The organism is Jeotgalibacillus proteolyticus, assembly GCF_002926065.1.
Taxonomy (GTDB): domain Bacteria; phylum Bacillota; class Bacilli; order Bacillales; family Jeotgalibacillaceae; genus Jeotgalibacillus; species Jeotgalibacillus proteolyticus.
The window spans coordinates 45,078-59,287 of the sequence record NZ_PREZ01000004.1; the positions used below are offsets into that span (position 1 = coordinate 45,078).

Sequence of the window (14,210 nt, forward strand, 5' to 3'; positions counted from 1 at the left end):
TATGGCATTTCAACTATTATTAAATTTCTTTTTGGCGTTCCTTTGGATGTTCATGGCCGGCACCTTTAACCTGGCAAACTTTATTATCGGGTATTTTCTTGGTATGCTGGTCATCTTTGGAATGAGGCGCTTCCTCAGTGGACGTTTTTATATGGGAAAAATCGTCGCGATTATAAAACTGACCTTAATGTTTGTATGGGAATTAATTAAAGCAAACTTTGAAGTACTGCTTATCGTCTTAAAACCAAAGATGGATATGAAGCCCGGTATTTTCAAATATGACACTGAGTTAAAGAAGGATTGGGAGATTACACTCCTCTCCCTTCTTATCACCTTAACTCCCGGAACGCTTGTAATGGATGTTTCTGATGATAATGAAACACTCTACATTCACGCTTTAAATATTCCTGATGTAAATCAGGCAGTATCATCAATAAAAGATGGTTTTGAAAAAGCAATTATGGAGGTGAGCCGATAATGTTAGACATTGTCGTGTCGATTGCTTTAATCGCTGTGGTTCTCTCTATGATTGGGATTGTTTACAGAGTAATAAAAGGTCCAAGCACTGCTGACCGGGTTATTGCCCTGGATTCTCTTGGGATCAGTTTGATTTCGGTTATTGGTCTTGTTTCCATCCTGCTTCGTACAAGTGTTTTCTTAGAGGTTATTCTCCTTCTTGGAATTTTGGCGTTTATCGGGACAGTGGCCTTTTCCAAATTTATAGAGAAAGGGGAGATTATCCAACGTGACAGACATAAGTGATATTCTCATCATCCTTTTCATATTAATTGGCGCGTTTTTCAGTGTAGTAACAGCCATCGGCTTAATTCGTCTGCCTGATATTTATTCCAGGACACATGCTGCATCCAAAAGTGCGACTCTTGGTGTCATGTGTATATTAATTGGGACATTGATCTTCTTTTTAACTGAGGAAGGATTTTTCAACTCCAGAATCGTACTGGGAATTTTCTTTGTTCTGATTACTGCCCCTGTTGGTGGACATTTGATTTCACGCGCTGCTTATAATGCCGGTGTTAAACTATGGGATAAATCGATTCAGGATGATTTAGCCAAAAAAGAACAATTTGAAAAAGAAAAAGAAGGATCCCGCTACTAACGGGATCCTTCTTTTTTTAGTTATCATAAAGGGTCAGCTCTTCTGAGCCATCCGCCTTATGAATAACCAGTTTACCATGATGTTTAGCTACGTAGGGCTTTGCCTTATCCTCCAGCTCTCCCTTTGTGCTTTCAGTGAAAATTGCCCTGTCCTTGCCCTCCTGCTGCAGCTGCCAACCCTTATCATGCTCTTTGATATGGAAAACAGGTTGGTCCCCGTCGTCCTGAGCTGATTTCTCCGCGCGGTCTGTCGCAATGGCAATGGCTCTTCCCTCTTCATAGTTTTCTCTCAATAAGGCATTGCCTATCTCAATCGCTTTATTTCGGACATTTTCATCAAGGTTCTTCCATGAATCAGGATAATCATTTTTTGACCAAGGCATATGACTCACCCTTTCCGTATAATAGTTTTATCATTCCACGAAAGGATGTATGTAAACGTATTATTGTTTTTTTTCAACGACTGCCACTGTGCAGCGTGAGACGCAAATCAGTTTTTGATCTTCATCAGTGATGTTAATTTCCCATACCATCGTAGTACGCCCCTGGTGAATCGTTGAGGCAGTTGCCGTAACTATACCTTCTCTTTTTGCTTTAATATGATTTGCATTTATTTCGAGACCAAAGCAAATATGTGTTTCAGCATCAATTAACGCAACCGTCCCATAGCTTGCAACGGTCTCAGCAAGCGCCACAGAGGCGCCTCCATGAAGATAGCCTAAAGGCTGTCGGGTTCGTTCATCTACTGGCATGGTCGCAATTACTTTTCCTTTTTCAATGGAAACAAATTCGATGCCAAGCGCTTCGATTAATGTTCCCTTTACACTGAGTTTTTCCACTGGCAAACACTCCCTTTCTCCTTATCTCTTTTATCTTGAGGAGTAATACAGGAAAAATCAAGCATTGACTCCATAAAAAAATGCCGTAAACACTAAAAATGTGCTTACAGCATTCAACAATAGAGCTATTTAAAAGAGGTTAAGCCTTGAGTCTAACGATATGGGTAAGGGCCGTAACCAGGATATGGGTAACCGCCCGGCGGGAAATATGGCGGTGGGTATGGAGGGTAACCGCCATATATTGGCGGGCGGACCAACGCACTACCTAGAGCTCCGCCTAATAAACCGCCTAAAAAAGGGGCTACGATAAAAGGTGCTCCAAAAAACCGCTGGTTATACCCTGAACGACTCCATACAGGATAATTTGGCATTCTTCTCCCTCCTTCTTCTTTCCTTATATACATATGTGAAAAGAAAAGATTAGGCTGGGCAATCAGCTTAATTGAGAAAAAAGCCTACTCTACAGGATTAGTGCAGCAGCCCATCCAAACAAAATGAGAGGAATATTATAATGGATAAATGTAGGCACGCATGTATCCCAGATATGATTGTGCTGACCGTCTGCATTTAAACCGGCACTAGGGCCGAGCGTGCTGTCTGAAGCAGGAGATCCTGCGTCCCCAAGTGCCCCAGCTGTTCCAATTAAAGCGATTGTAGCCAGAGGGCTGAACCCAAGCTGAAGCGCCAGTGGAACAAAAATAACAGTTATGATTGGGATGGTGGCAAAGGAAGAGCCGATCCCCATGGTAACCACCAGGCCTACCAGCAGCATTAAAAGAGCGGCAATCGCCTTATTGTCGCCAAAGATACCTGATGCGCTGTCAACAAGACCTTCCACATGTCCGGTTTCAGTTAATATGGCAGCAAATCCATTGGAGGCAATCATGACAAAACCGATAAACGCCATCATTTTCATCCCCTCTGTCATTAAACCATCCTGGTCACGCAGCTTAACCGTTCCAGCTGCAAATAAAATACTAAGACCGACAACTGCAGCAAAGACCATTGATTCAATAAACGTTTGAACAGCGAGGGCTGCTGTAATTGCAGCTAATGTTGCAATTAGATCCTTCGTTTTAATAGGCTTTTCAACTGCCGGTGAATCGGAGTCTGTTAAAGCTTTATTTTCGTATTGTCTTGGTTTACGGTAGCTGAAGAATATAGCAATACAAAGACCCAATACCATACCGATTGTCGGAATAAGCATCGCTTTCGGGATTGTAGAAGAATCAATGGCAAGCCCGCTCAGCTCCATATTGACAGCAATAGTCTGATGAAAAATTTGTCCAAAGCCAAATGGCAGTAAAATATATGGTGCAGTGAGTCCGAATGTAATCGCTGAGGCGATCAGTCTTCGGTCCAGCTGGAGCTCGTTCATGACGAGCAATAACGGCGGGATCAATAAAGGGATAAAGGCAATATGCACAGGTACTGCGTTTTGGGATAGACAGGATATAAATAGGATGACTAGAACAACGAGCACCTTTGGAAGTGTCTGCTGGCGCTCCTCCCCTTTCCTGCGAACCAATTTTACGATTTTATTTACGAGCAGCTGAGGAAGACCTGTGTGGGAGATAGCTACTGCAAATCCTCCGAGCAGCGCATAGCTTAAAGCGATATTCGCGCCGCCGCCGACGCCTGCAGAGAATACGGTGGTAATTTCATCAACGGTTAAGCCGCCGGCAAAACCGCCAACAACGCCGCCGATGACCAGGGCGATTACGACGTTTACTCTTAATAGGCTTAAAATTAACATCAGTGATACAGCAATGATTACGGCGTTCAATTTAATCATCCTCACAATCTATTTGTTGATTTCTTTAGTCTGCTAAACAGGTAACGTGATAAAACACTATCATAACTTAACAAACCTGCTTTAGCCTGTCAACGAAGTAGCAAATAGACGGAATTTTTGTACGATGTGCTTTAGTAATTACATTAAAATTTGGATGTTAATTAGTGTAGGGGTCTAAAGGAGGCGTGTTGATTTACACTGCAGGGGCATGCTTTCCGCGGGGCGGGAGCTGAGCTAACTTGCTAACGCAAGTGGATCTCAGCCTTCCCGCTTCTTCCCGCAGGAGTCACCCCCTTACACTCCAATCAACTTCTGGTGAGGTAATTTAGTGCTTGAAAATTATACTGTTAATAAGTAAAGGGATAATTATGTTTTTCTTATATTAACTCGACCTTCCTGATTTTTTTCATTGTCCCATTCGATTTGAATTTCGAATGTTCCTTCTTCAAAAAACAGAGGGAATCTTCTTCTGATGGACTTTTGCATTGGAAGGTTTGGGACTTGATCGAGTTTAACCCAAATAGGTTTACCTTCAGGAGAGTCTTCTACTAATTTCCCTTTGAAGCTTTTAGCTAAATAGTTAAAGATCATATGGCGTTCGTTTTTTTCGGGATTTACATATTCATAAAGGCCTTTGTATGTAAGGTCACTTACTTCAAGCCCTGTTTCTTCTTACGCCTGGTTCACTGCGCTTAGGCGGATGCTATCTGCGGGGTGTGAGATATAGGTAAACAGCCATTCCTATGCGGCTGTTTTCTTATAAAGACTATTTACTTTTTCAACTCTCGATAATACACTTCAAGCAGTTTATCTACAGGTATATTGTTTATTGTCATTCCTGAAATGTCACTATCCGTAATCTGGAGGTTTGATAGATTACTGTTGCTAATTTTAGTTCCTGGAAGGTCGCATCGTTCAAATGAAACTGGTTCCTGTTCTTCCCCAAGATTTGCATCTATAAAACGTACTCCACCAAGAGTCACTAACCTCATCTTGCTATGAGAAAGGTTTAAATCGGCGTAAGATGAATAGTTGAAATTAATGTTATGGAATTTTGAATAACTAAGGTTACAGTTACTGAAATGAGTATTCATCAGGTTGCTGTTAGAAATAGAACTTCCTTTTAAACTCACTTGGTAACACTCTGTCTTTTCCATATCACAATTCTCATATTGAGTATTTGTTAAATCCTTATCACTAACTAGGTTCTCTATAGCAATAGGGCTCTTTATTCTCTTTATGTAGCCATATTCATCTTCTGTTTGAAAGGTTATTTTATAACCCATTTTCTCATAAAAAACGTGGTTAGTGACTTGTCTGCTTGATGTTTCAAGATCCCACGTTCTTACTGATGGAAATTCCTCCTCTATTAATTCTATTACTCTTGAACCGATTTTTTTCCCTTGAAAATCCGGGTCTACGAAAATACGGTCTATACGTCCAAAGGACTTACCCGTTATGGTCACGATAATGCCGCCAACAACCTCTTTGTTATAAATTATTTTGTAATAGACTAATTCTTCAATCATATATTTAGTCATTTCAACTGAAGAATAGCCTGGAGGTTGAATATTGTAATCGATCATTCCCTGATTTAATTGCCATCTTCTTGCTTCTTCATCAAATGTTTTTTTCATGATTTTTGTTAGCTTTTGGGCATCTGAAATGACTGCTTTTTGAATCGTTATCAACATTTAATTCTCCTTTTACATAACCGAATAAAAATCTGCATAGGTTAGCTGTCCCTATCTGTTATTGTTTAAATAATACCATAAAAAGTAAATATTGCTTTATCTGTTTCAAAACAATATTTTACGAAAAAAACCTTTAAACAAAAAGAAGTACAATTCAGCTGCGAATAGTACTTCTTTTTCCTTTAATATTCAAAACTTTGTACTTATTTATTCTCTAATGTAAACTGCTCGATGAGAAGAGCGAGCGTTCGTGTCATAGCTCCTGTTGCTCCTGCTGGTCCTAGGGAATGAGCTGATTTGGTTGTAGCAGTTCCTGCGATATCAAGGTGCACCCATGGGGTACCTTCAGTGAACTCTCCGATAAATGCCCCTGCAAACAGCGCGTGACCGTCTCTTCCCGGAGAATTGTTTAAATCTGCTACCGGTGATTTCCGTACCCTTTTGCGATCTCCCTCTGTATAAGGAAGCTGCCAGATAAATTCTCCAGCTTCAGCAGAAGCTTCAAGCACCTTTTCAAAAAGAGGTTCATTGTTTGTAAGCGCACCGGTTTTATCAAGACCGAGCGCGACAATTACACCGCCTGTTAACGTTGCTACGTCGATAATATAGTTTGCACCATGCTGCTTTGCATAGGTAACCCCATCAGCCAGGGCAAGACGTCCTTCAGCATCAGTATTTAAAATTTCAATTGTCTTTCCGCTTAAAGAAGTGATGACATCATCAGGCTTAAATGCTTTAGAGCTGATCATATTATCTGTCGCCGGAATAACGGCAACAACATTTTGCTCCGGCTTAAGCTTGCCGATAATCTCCATTGCCCCAAGCACTGCAGCCGCGCCTCCCATATCGGCCTTCATACCGACAATGCCGTCTTTAGGCTTAATGGAATAGCCGCCTGTGTCAAATGTAATTCCTTTACCGACCAGCCCTACTACATCAGTCCATTCTTCCTTGCCCTGATGCTTAAGAACGATCATTCTTGGCGGTTCGTCCGATCCATTATTTACTGCCAGTAATGCGCCCATGCCCAATTCTTCCAGCTCTTCAAGGCCGAGTATTTCCGAATCAAAGCCGTATTTTTTTGCCATATCAGCTGCGTAATCTGCCATTTTAGCAGCTGTCAGCATATTAGAAGGCATATTAACAAGCGTACGGGCAGAGTTTGTTCCTTCAGCTAAAACATAGCCTACCTCTAGAGCAGCATTTAATTCCCGCTCATCGGCATTTGAATACACTTCAAGCGTTTCAAGATTTACTTCCGGAAGATTTCGCTTTTGCCGGTAGCCTTCAAACTCATAGGCAGCAAGAGCTACACCTTCTGCCAGCGCTTGCGCTGCATCTGACTCTGATATGCCATCGGTTAAGAAAGTATCCAGTGCTACTGAAACCTTTGCAACCCGCGCTTTTTTCAGCTCCTTGCTTAACACCCCGAAGCTCTCACGAAGATCGTCAATGGTTAGATCCTTTTCCTTACCGAGTCCTACAAAGATTATTCGCTTTGCTTTTGATTTTCCTAAAGACGGAAGCTTTGTAATGGTTCTAACTGAAGATGAAAGATCCCCTTCCTTCACGAGCCCTGCTAATTCACCTTGAAATTGCTGGTCAAGTTCTTCTAAAAAACCATCTAGCTTGGCTGTTTTATTCCACAGACCCGCAACTAAATATTCATGCGTCTGTTCCAATGGATTTTGATTATGTATTGTCCAGTTCATTTCGAACACCTCCAGCCTTTATTATACAGAATATCAGAATATATTTCGATTGCCGATAAAACGCTCTCGCTCAAAAATGAAACTTTTTTATGATATAATGGCACAAATAATCGATTCAAGACAGCAGAAAGGGTGCAGTCAATTTTATGGAATTATTTACGAATTTCCCACTCTGGGCCTCACTTTTTGCCATTTTATTTGCTCAGGTGGTAAAGGTCCCGATTCAGTTTATTGGAACGAGAAAAATTGACTGGTCGCTTGTTACCTCAACCGGAGGAATGCCCAGCTCTCACTCAGCTGCTGTAACTGCGCTTGCTACTGCAATCGCGTTAGAGTCAGGCCTGTCTTCTCCAGTTTTTGCTCTCGCTACCGTATTTGCGATCATCACAATGTTTGACGCCACTGGTGTACGGTTTCAAGCCGGTGAACAGGCCGCTGTTATTAACCAGCTAATGAAGGATTTTAATAAATTCGTTTCAGAAGCTAAAGGGTGGACTGAAAAAGACGAAGAAGAAAAACGAAAAGAATTGAAAGAACTGCTTGGCCACAAGCCAGTGGAAGTTTTTTTTGGCGGTTTAACCGGAATCTTACTAACATTACTTATTCATTTTATTTTAACGATTTAATGATTGGCAGGTGAAGTTTAATGAGAATGATCTCAATTTGTCCAAGCAATACAGAACTGATTCATTATCTAGGATTGACCTCTTCTCTCATTGCAGTGGATGATTTTTCAGACTGGCCTAAAGAAGTCCAGACACTGCCGCGCCTTGGCCCGGATCTTTCTATCGACATGGATGAGGTTGAGTTTTTAAAGCCCGACCTGGTGGTTGCTTCACTGAGTGTACCAGGGATGGAGAAGAATATTGACGAGCTTCAAAAAAGGGATATCCCCCATATTGTTTTAAATCCGCAGAGCCTCGAGGAAATAGGGCAGGATCTCCTGACGCTCGGCGAGGCTGCGGGCTGCAGGGGAAAAGCCTTGCATGTTCAAACCGAATTTAAGGAAATGATCGAGCAATTTAAAGCCACTTCAAGCAATGTTTCCTCAGTACCTTCTCTTTATTGGGAGTGGTGGCCAAAGCCTGTCTTTACTCCAGGTGCTGTAAATTGGTTAACGGAAGTAAGTGTACTCGCTGGAGGTACAAACCTGTTTAAGGATATAGAGCTTGCGAGTGTTCAAACAGACTGGGAGGATGTACGAAAAAGAGAGCCTGACCATATTTGTCTGGCATGGGTAGGTGTGAGGACAGAAAAGGTCAAGCCGGAAATCGTTCGAAAACGTCCAGGCTGGAGTGAGCTTAACGCTATACAGGAGGACCGGATACACGTTTTGGAAGAGGATCTCTATTGCAGGCCTTCCCCAAGGTTGATCGAGGGCATATGGAAACTCGGAAATCTTCTTCACCGGGAACAGTATAAAGAAATTGAACTCCCTGCTCTATTTAAAACCTAATAAATTCTCATAAAAAAGAAGCGTGAAATTAATCACGCTTCTTTTTTAGTTACCATTCAGGTTTAACAGCTCTTTTTCTGAAAAGGAGCCATCGCCTTTTTTGACCACATAAACTTTAACCTTTTGCTTGCCCCATTCATTAAAGACATCATCAACCGTCTCGTAATACAAATCAATTATGTCCCCTTTTATTGCGCTTCCTGTATCAGCAACGACTCCATACCCGTAGCCTGGAATAAATAAAATAGAGCCGATTGGAAAAACCTTAGGATCAGCTGCAATTGTAGAATATGTATCCCGTTTAACCTCTACACCCGAAAAGGTAATGCCATAAAGCTTATCTCCCGGGTTCTTTCCGGTAGATTCTTCCCCCGCAGTATATCCGGTAGCTGTTACTGTCTTTGCAGGATAGCTTTTAATATGCTCAGGGACCGTTTTCTTATCAGATGTAGTTAGTTTTGAGGCAATAAAAGTCCGTGATGTTCTCTCTTTTGCTAAAGCTTTTGTTTCAAGCCAAAGATCCCGGTCTCCAAGAAGCTGATCATCAAGCACCTCTACCCTCTCTACCTCTTTACTTGGAGGCTCGATCGTAGAAGTGAACATGACTTCAGCTTTTGAATTTAAGGGAATTAGGGTTATAAATGCAAATATTATAATCAAAGTTAATAATTTCATATAAATGGCATTTTTCACTTTTATCTCTCCTTCCAAACTGATTTTTCCCCTGTTTAAAGGAATCTAATCCTTTTTTCTATGAATGAGGAATAAATGTGGGGTTTTTAGAAAGCGTACTAGGTCTTTAAGCTAGTAAATTGGCAATTCCTTAACAAGCAATAATTTTTTGACAACTAAAAAAAGCTCCACATATCCTGGGAGCTTTAAAACATCCGGTAGCCGTTTGCACGAAGCCATCTCATTACAAGACCAGCTATAATTGCACCTGCCATACCGCTTGATAATATTAAAATATCTGCCGCTGCTAAAGAAGAAAATCGATCGCCGAGCAACGTCAATGACTCTCCCGGGGAACGAAAATATTGTATAAAACGAACTTCGTCTACGATTAAAATGGTTACGATCGGATAAATAGCGGCCATCACCCACGTCATCCGAAGCAGCATATTTAATAAAAATCCGATGCCAAAAAAGAGTACAAGAAAAAGCAGCATCGAAATCAGTAATTGAGCAATCCCAAATGTCCCCAAACGACACACCTCCACATTCACTTCAACAGTCTACCTTATTTGGGTGACAGGTGCAATGGTACCCTGTCTTTATTCATGTAGTTGTCACAAAGGGGGTGATTAGGCAAAATAAAAAGCCTGGATCCGGGGATTCAGGCTGCTTATATATAGTGTAATATGGCTGTTTTATTTTTTACCGTTTCCTCCGCATGAAGGACATGTCTCTGATCCGCCCAGACGGAGCTGGAAGTAACCAAGGCCTGAACAATAATCACATGCTTTGCTTGATTTTCTGTTTGTCTTTTTCATAGAAGCGACCCCTCTCAAATGTGGTTGAGAGTAACTATAGCACGACAGCTTAGAAGGTGAAAAGAGTCATATACGGCGAAATTAAGCCATGTAAGCGAATACAACTTGTCTATACTTCATTATCCTTTAATTATCAGAAAATTTAGAACTATAAGGATATTTCGAAATTTGTTCACAATTAGACAATCGCTGCTCATAAAAAAAGATGGTAAGCTGTATAATTGAAATGGTCTCCCGGATTACCAAGGGAATGCTGCGTTAGTCCACCAGCTCCATACTTTTCAATCATGGCGGGAATTATTTGAGAAATTTTAACCTCATTCTTAAGAGCGGCTACAGACATCCATTTCGCTTCTTCAATTTCCTTCTCCTGAACTTTAATGATCTGTTCAGTCTGTTTACATGTTAAAGCAAATATTATCATATTATCGCTAATTTCAGATCCTATCACACCGGTTCTGACACCGATTACGTTTTTTACCTCAGCAATAATGCCCGTTTCCTCGAGCACCTCTCGTGCAGCAGCCTGGTCCGCGGTCTCACCTTTGTCTACAAATCCTGCTGGCAGAGACTAGGCTCCTTTTAAACCGCCATATTTCTTTTTTACGACCAGCCATTCATCCCGGTCATTTACGACCAGTCCTGCAGCAGCCAGCCATACGCTCCCTCTCTTCTGTTTCATCTCCTGCCCCTCCCTTTTTGATGAGATAGAAAAAGAGCAGCCGTGAGCTGCTCTTTTAAAATCAAGCTATTAAATCATGTTCAGCTTGCCTTTTTTAAATACAAGTCCAGGTCCCCCAATGATTAGAAGGGCACGGTTGTCGATTACTTTCTTCATAATAGCTGCACGCTTACCGGTAATCTTACGTCCGAATACCTCACCGATTGCTTCTCCTCCACCAAGGGAACATACAGTACCTTTTAAATCAGGTGTGAATGCTTCAAGATTTTCTCCTTTAAGCATTGCTGCAATATTATTTGCAGTATGTGCACCCTGCTGCATAGCGATTTGAGCAGTAGGAGGATATGGACGGTCATTTTCAGGATTAATCATCAATGCGCAGTCTCCAACGATAAATACATTGTTGAAGCCAGGAGCACGAAGGTCCGAATCTACTTTTACACGGGCTCTCATGTTTTCAAAGCCTGCTTTTTCAATAATCGGGTTTCCGCGAACGCCGGCTGCCCAGACAACTGTATTAGATTTAATTTCTTCAAAGACATCTTCGTCTTTTTTGATTTTAACGCCTTCTGCCGTTGCTTCAACTACAGGTGTTCCAATTGAAAACTCGATTCCTTTGCTTTCAAGGTGAGAAACCGCATAGTCTACAAGCTCTTTATCAAAGCCTGGAAGTACCATTGGTGCCGCTTCAACACAAAGAACGCGGACTGCTTTAGGGTCGATGTCATATTCCGCGCAAAGCTCAGGAACACGCTCTCCAAGCTCTCCTAAGAATTCGATGCCAGTAAAACCTGCTCCTCCAACAATAATTGTCAAGCGCGCAGGGTCCTTCACTTCTTCTGCACTGTAGGTAGCAAATTGATATTCAATATGTTCTTTAATTTGACGGGCAGCCTTAATATTTGCAATAGAAAAGGCATGCTCTTTTAAGCCTGGAATACCAAATGTTTCCCCTTCAAATCCTAATCCTACAACAAGGTAGTCATAAGGAATCTCAGTGCGGTCTGTAATTACCTTTTGTCCTTTAGTATCGATGTTTTCTACACTCGCTTTGACAAAGGTAACTTTCCCTTTATCCAAAACGCCGCCGATATCATATCTTACTTTATCATGATGCATAGTACCTGCTGATGCTTCATGCAGCCAAGTTGTTTCATAATGGTAATCATTTTTGTTAACTAGAATGATGTCTGCGTTATCAGCACTGACAAGCTTTTGAAGCTTTGTAATAACGGATAATCCTCCGTATCCTGCTCCTAATACTACTATTGTAGGTCTCTTCACTTGGATCACTTCCACCTTTACATTAAATTGCGATGGTGTTTGAGGCGCCATCGCGAAGCCCTATATCTTATAAAGTTTGTGATAACATTCACGAAAGAAAACAGCAAACTAGTTTCTTGTGAATGGATAGCTCATCTCTCTATCAATCATAGTCTTTTTTTGTCCAGTTTTCAAGGTATAGAAAGGAAATCAGAATAATTTGTCAATGTTTTTCATCCAAAAGTATGAATTTATTAAAGGCATGAGCATGGAGTAGGCTTTAAAAAAGGAATATGATAAAATACACACAGTGTGAAATTTAGCTTAGAGGCCAAACCATTCACCCTTTTTTTGGGTGTCTGGTTTCATTTAATGGAGGGATCGAGATGAAAGAAGATACACAAGTTTACGATATTACGGTAATTGGCGGCGGACCCGTCGGACTATTCACCGCTTTTTATGGTGGAATGCGTCAGGCAAGTGTGAAAATTATAGAAAGTCTTCCTCAGCTTGGCGGACAGCTTTCAACTTTATACCCTGATAAATATATATATGACGTAGCCGGATTTCCAAAGGTACGAGCACAAGAGCTTGTCGATAACCTGGTAGAGCAAATGGATCGCTTTGATACAACGGTTTGTCTGGATCAGGAGGTCATCAATGTAGAGAAGCTTGAAGATGGAACGTTTTTGCTTACTACAAATGAAGAGATCCATCATACACGAACTATTATCATTACAGCAGGAAATGGTGCGTTCCAGGCGCGTAAGCTTGATCTTGACGGACTAAGTGACTTTGAAGACAAAAACCTTCATTACTTTGTACCGGATCTGGAAAAATTCAGAGGACGCAAAGTCGTATTATGCGGCGGCGGAGACTCTGCTGTAGACTGGGCGCTAATGCTCGAACCAATTGCTGAGTCTGTCACACTTATACACAGAAGAGATAAATTCCGTGCACACGAACACAGTGTAGAGCAGCTAATGAATTCAAGCGTCAATATTATGACGCCATATACACCTGTAGGCTATCAGGCTGTTGATGGAAACATTAAGTCCCTTGTCCTCCAAAAAGGACGAGAAGAAGAGCAGGTGTCAGTTGAACTAGATGACCTTTTAATTAACTATGGGTTCGTTTCATCTCTAGGCCCGATTAAGAATTGGGATCTGGAAATTGAAAAAAATTCAATCGTTGTCAACTCCAGAATGGAAACAACTGTACCCGGCATTTATGCTGCAGGAGATATCTGTACGTACGACGGAAAAGTTAAGCTGATCGCTTCAGGTTTTGGTGAAGCGCCAACTGCCGTTAACAATGCAAAAGCTTCTATTGATCCAAAAGCGCGTGTTCAGCCAATGCACAGTACGTCCATGTTTGAATAACCTGTTTGTTTAGGCAGTCGCCATAAGGGTAATAGTGTAAAAAACACTTATCTGAAAGGTGATGACCTATGCATGTATTAGTTATTGGAGCAAATGGTACAACCGGCAGCATGGTGGTAGAAAAGCTTGCCAAAAGTGAGCAGCATTTAGTGCGGGCTATGATTCGAAAAACAGAGCAGGCATCTAAAATGGAAGAGCTCGGTGCTCGGCCGATTATCGCTGATCTTGAAAATGAATTTGATTATGTAATGGAAGACGTGAATGCCGTTATTTTTGCAGCCGGTTCAGGACCTGATACCGGACCTGACAAAACAACGTCTGTTGATGAGCAGGGAGCTATTAAGGCGATTGACTACGCAAAAGAAAAAGGAATCGAGCGCTTTATCCTGCTAAGCTCGATTGGCGCAGACGATCCATCAATTGCGTCTGACAATGAAAGCTTCCACCATTATTTAAAATCAAAGCATAATGCCGATGTTCATTTAATGAATAGCGGGTTAAACTATACAATTATCCGTCCGGTCGGCCTTGAAGATAAGCCGGCAACAGGCAAAATTACCGCAAGCAAAAGCCTGGCTAATCACAAGGGTTCGATTACCCGTGAGGACGTTGCGACGGTATTAGTGGAATCACTCTTAATTGAGGGACTTCAAAATATGACAATTGAAATTCAAAACAGCGACGACAGTGAGATTAAGCCTGCTTTGGAGCATCTATAAAATTAAGCCCTTGCCATATAGAATGGTGAGGGCTTTTGTCTGTCTTATTTATTGCTTTT

General features: G+C 41.5%; 18 protein-coding genes and 1 pseudogene. 7 read left to right on the forward strand and 12 right to left on the reverse strand.

Translation table 11 applies throughout. The features are described from left to right. Position 1: 1 nt before the first annotated feature. Genes C4B60_RS10405 through mnhG form a run of 3 tightly spaced genes read left to right on the forward strand, consistent with a single transcriptional unit; the run spans position 2 to position 1,117 of the window. Positions 2 to 478: a Na+/H+ antiporter subunit E gene (locus tag C4B60_RS10405; protein WP_104057954.1), complete on the forward strand. Its 477-nt coding sequence runs from the start codon at positions 2 to 4 to the stop codon at positions 476 to 478. Next, a complete protein-coding gene (locus C4B60_RS10410) occupies positions 478 to 762 on the forward strand; it encodes a Na(+)/H(+) antiporter subunit F1 (RefSeq protein WP_104057955.1) in 285 nt (94 codons plus the stop codon). Before C4B60_RS10405 ends, C4B60_RS10410 begins: the two co-directional genes overlap by 1 nt. Then, complete coding sequence (gene mnhG / locus C4B60_RS10415; RefSeq protein ID WP_104057956.1) at positions 746 to 1,117, forward strand: monovalent cation/H(+) antiporter subunit G; 372 nt, start codon at positions 746 to 748, stop codon at positions 1,115 to 1,117. The genes C4B60_RS10410 and mnhG overlap by 17 nt, the downstream gene beginning before the upstream one ends. A 16-nt stretch (positions 1,118 to 1,133) precedes the next feature. On the opposite strand, the gene C4B60_RS10420 is transcribed toward mnhG, so the two are convergent. From C4B60_RS10420 to C4B60_RS10450, 7 genes are all read right to left on the reverse strand, one after another. Then, a complete protein-coding gene (locus tag C4B60_RS10420) occupies positions 1,134 to 1,499 on the reverse strand; it encodes a DUF2188 domain-containing protein (RefSeq protein WP_104057957.1) in 366 nt (121 codons plus the stop codon). Positions 1,500 to 1,559: 60 nt separating this feature from the next. Next, on the reverse strand, positions 1,560 to 1,955 hold the full coding sequence (locus C4B60_RS10425; RefSeq protein ID WP_104058446.1) for a hotdog fold thioesterase: 396 nt from the start codon (positions 1,953 to 1,955) through the stop codon (positions 1,560 to 1,562). 152 nt (positions 1,956 to 2,107) lie between these two features. Further along, entirely contained in the window at positions 2,108 to 2,326 is a 219-nt protein-coding gene (locus C4B60_RS10430) for a hypothetical protein (RefSeq protein ID WP_104057958.1), read from the reverse strand. Positions 2,327 to 2,415: 89 nt separating this feature from the next. Continuing rightward, complete coding sequence (locus C4B60_RS10435) at positions 2,416 to 3,741, reverse strand: Na+/H+ antiporter family protein (protein WP_104057959.1); 1,326 nt, start codon at positions 3,739 to 3,741, stop codon at positions 2,416 to 2,418. Between the two features lie 375 nt (positions 3,742 to 4,116). Beyond that, positions 4,117 to 4,341, reverse strand: coding sequence for an NUDIX hydrolase (locus tag C4B60_RS10440; RefSeq protein WP_245153935.1), 225 nt, complete (start codon positions 4,339 to 4,341; stop codon positions 4,117 to 4,119). A gap of 179 nt (positions 4,342 to 4,520) precedes the next feature. Beyond that, the gene (locus C4B60_RS10445; RefSeq protein WP_245153973.1) at positions 4,521 to 5,387 is read right to left on the reverse strand and encodes a GNAT family N-acetyltransferase; all 867 of its coding nucleotides are present in this window, start codon (positions 5,385 to 5,387) and stop codon (positions 4,521 to 4,523) included. 260 nt (positions 5,388 to 5,647) lie between these two features. Next, complete coding sequence (locus C4B60_RS10450; RefSeq protein WP_104057961.1) at positions 5,648 to 7,156, reverse strand: leucyl aminopeptidase; 1,509 nt, start codon at positions 7,154 to 7,156, stop codon at positions 5,648 to 5,650. A gap of 146 nt (positions 7,157 to 7,302) precedes the next feature. Between C4B60_RS10450 and C4B60_RS10455 the strand changes: the two genes are divergently transcribed. Beyond that, a complete protein-coding gene (locus tag C4B60_RS10455; RefSeq protein ID WP_104057962.1) occupies positions 7,303 to 7,782 on the forward strand; it encodes a divergent PAP2 family protein in 480 nt (159 codons plus the stop codon). 20 nt (positions 7,783 to 7,802) lie between these two features. Next, positions 7,803 to 8,612 carry a cobalamin-binding protein gene (locus C4B60_RS10460; RefSeq protein WP_104057963.1) on the forward strand — a complete coding sequence of 270 codons (810 nt, stop codon included), beginning with the start codon at positions 7,803 to 7,805 and terminating at the stop codon, positions 8,610 to 8,612. A 45-nt stretch (positions 8,613 to 8,657) separates the two neighbouring features. Here the strand turns inward: C4B60_RS10460 and C4B60_RS21825 are convergent, their stop codons facing one another. The 5 genes and pseudogenes from C4B60_RS21825 to C4B60_RS10480 form a co-directional block, all read right to left on the reverse strand. Then, a complete protein-coding gene (locus C4B60_RS21825) occupies positions 8,658 to 9,305 on the reverse strand; it encodes a 3D domain-containing protein (RefSeq protein WP_280632263.1) in 648 nt (215 codons plus the stop codon). A gap of 185 nt (positions 9,306 to 9,490) precedes the next feature. Continuing rightward, positions 9,491 to 9,817, reverse strand: a complete 327-nt coding sequence (locus tag C4B60_RS10470; protein WP_280632264.1) for a YuiB family protein — start codon at positions 9,815 to 9,817, stop codon at positions 9,491 to 9,493. A gap of 165 nt (positions 9,818 to 9,982) precedes the next feature. Then, positions 9,983 to 10,105 (reverse strand): YuiA family protein, encoded by a 123-nt coding sequence (locus C4B60_RS21435; RefSeq protein ID WP_167578628.1) that lies wholly within the window; start codon positions 10,103 to 10,105, stop codon positions 9,983 to 9,985. A 351-nt stretch (positions 10,106 to 10,456) separates the two neighbouring features. Then, a pseudogene (locus tag C4B60_RS10475) lies at positions 10,457 to 10,787 on the reverse strand (NUDIX domain-containing protein); the annotation flags it as partial. Positions 10,788 to 10,856: 69 nt separating this feature from the next. Continuing rightward, positions 10,857 to 12,071, reverse strand: coding sequence for an NAD(P)/FAD-dependent oxidoreductase (locus C4B60_RS10480; protein WP_104057964.1), 1,215 nt, complete (start codon positions 12,069 to 12,071; stop codon positions 10,857 to 10,859). Between the two features lie 365 nt (positions 12,072 to 12,436). Here C4B60_RS10480 and C4B60_RS10485 point away from each other — a divergent pair, with 365 nt between their 5' ends. Both C4B60_RS10485 and C4B60_RS10490 read left to right on the forward strand, forming a co-directional pair. Then, positions 12,437 to 13,432 (forward strand): NAD(P)/FAD-dependent oxidoreductase, encoded by a 996-nt coding sequence (locus C4B60_RS10485; RefSeq protein WP_104057965.1) that lies wholly within the window; start codon positions 12,437 to 12,439, stop codon positions 13,430 to 13,432. 68 nt (positions 13,433 to 13,500) lie between these two features. Next, complete coding sequence (locus C4B60_RS10490; protein WP_104057966.1) at positions 13,501 to 14,151, forward strand: SDR family oxidoreductase; 651 nt, start codon at positions 13,501 to 13,503, stop codon at positions 14,149 to 14,151. The last annotated feature ends 59 nt before the right edge of the window (positions 14,152 to 14,210 follow it).

What these genes read in the sequence shown, in the direction of transcription:
- C4B60_RS10405 (WP_104057954.1), top strand. Translation starts at nt 2, where the DNA reads ATGGCATTTCAACTATTATTAAATTTCTTTTTGGCGTTCCTTTGGATG.
- C4B60_RS10410 (WP_104057955.1), top strand. Translation starts at nt 478, where the DNA reads ATGTTAGACATTGTCGTGTCGATTGCTTTAATCGCTGTGGTTCTCTCT.
- C4B60_RS10420 (WP_104057957.1), bottom strand. Translation starts at nt 1,499, where the DNA reads ATGCCTTGGTCAAAAAATGATTATCCTGATTCATGGAAGAACCTTGAT.
- C4B60_RS10430 (WP_104057958.1), bottom strand. Translation starts at nt 2,326, where the DNA reads ATGCCAAATTATCCTGTATGGAGTCGTTCAGGGTATAACCAGCGGTTT.
- C4B60_RS10440 (WP_245153935.1), bottom strand. Translation starts at nt 4,341, where the DNA reads ATGATCTTTAACTATTTAGCTAAAAGCTTCAAAGGGAAATTAGTAGAA.
- C4B60_RS10445 (WP_245153973.1), bottom strand. Translation starts at nt 5,387, where the DNA reads ATGAAAAAAACATTTGATGAAGAAGCAAGAAGATGGCAATTAAATCAG.
- C4B60_RS10450 (WP_104057961.1), bottom strand. Translation starts at nt 7,156, where the DNA reads ATGAACTGGACAATACATAATCAAAATCCATTGGAACAGACGCATGAA.
- C4B60_RS10455 (WP_104057962.1), top strand. Translation starts at nt 7,303, where the DNA reads ATGGAATTATTTACGAATTTCCCACTCTGGGCCTCACTTTTTGCCATT.
- C4B60_RS10460 (WP_104057963.1), top strand. Translation starts at nt 7,803, where the DNA reads ATGAGAATGATCTCAATTTGTCCAAGCAATACAGAACTGATTCATTAT.
- C4B60_RS21435 (WP_167578628.1), bottom strand. Translation starts at nt 10,105, where the DNA reads ATGAAAAAGACAAACAGAAAATCAAGCAAAGCATGTGATTATTGTTCA.
- C4B60_RS10485 (WP_104057965.1), top strand. Translation starts at nt 12,437, where the DNA reads ATGAAAGAAGATACACAAGTTTACGATATTACGGTAATTGGCGGCGGA.
- C4B60_RS10490 (WP_104057966.1), top strand. Translation starts at nt 13,501, where the DNA reads ATGCATGTATTAGTTATTGGAGCAAATGGTACAACCGGCAGCATGGTG.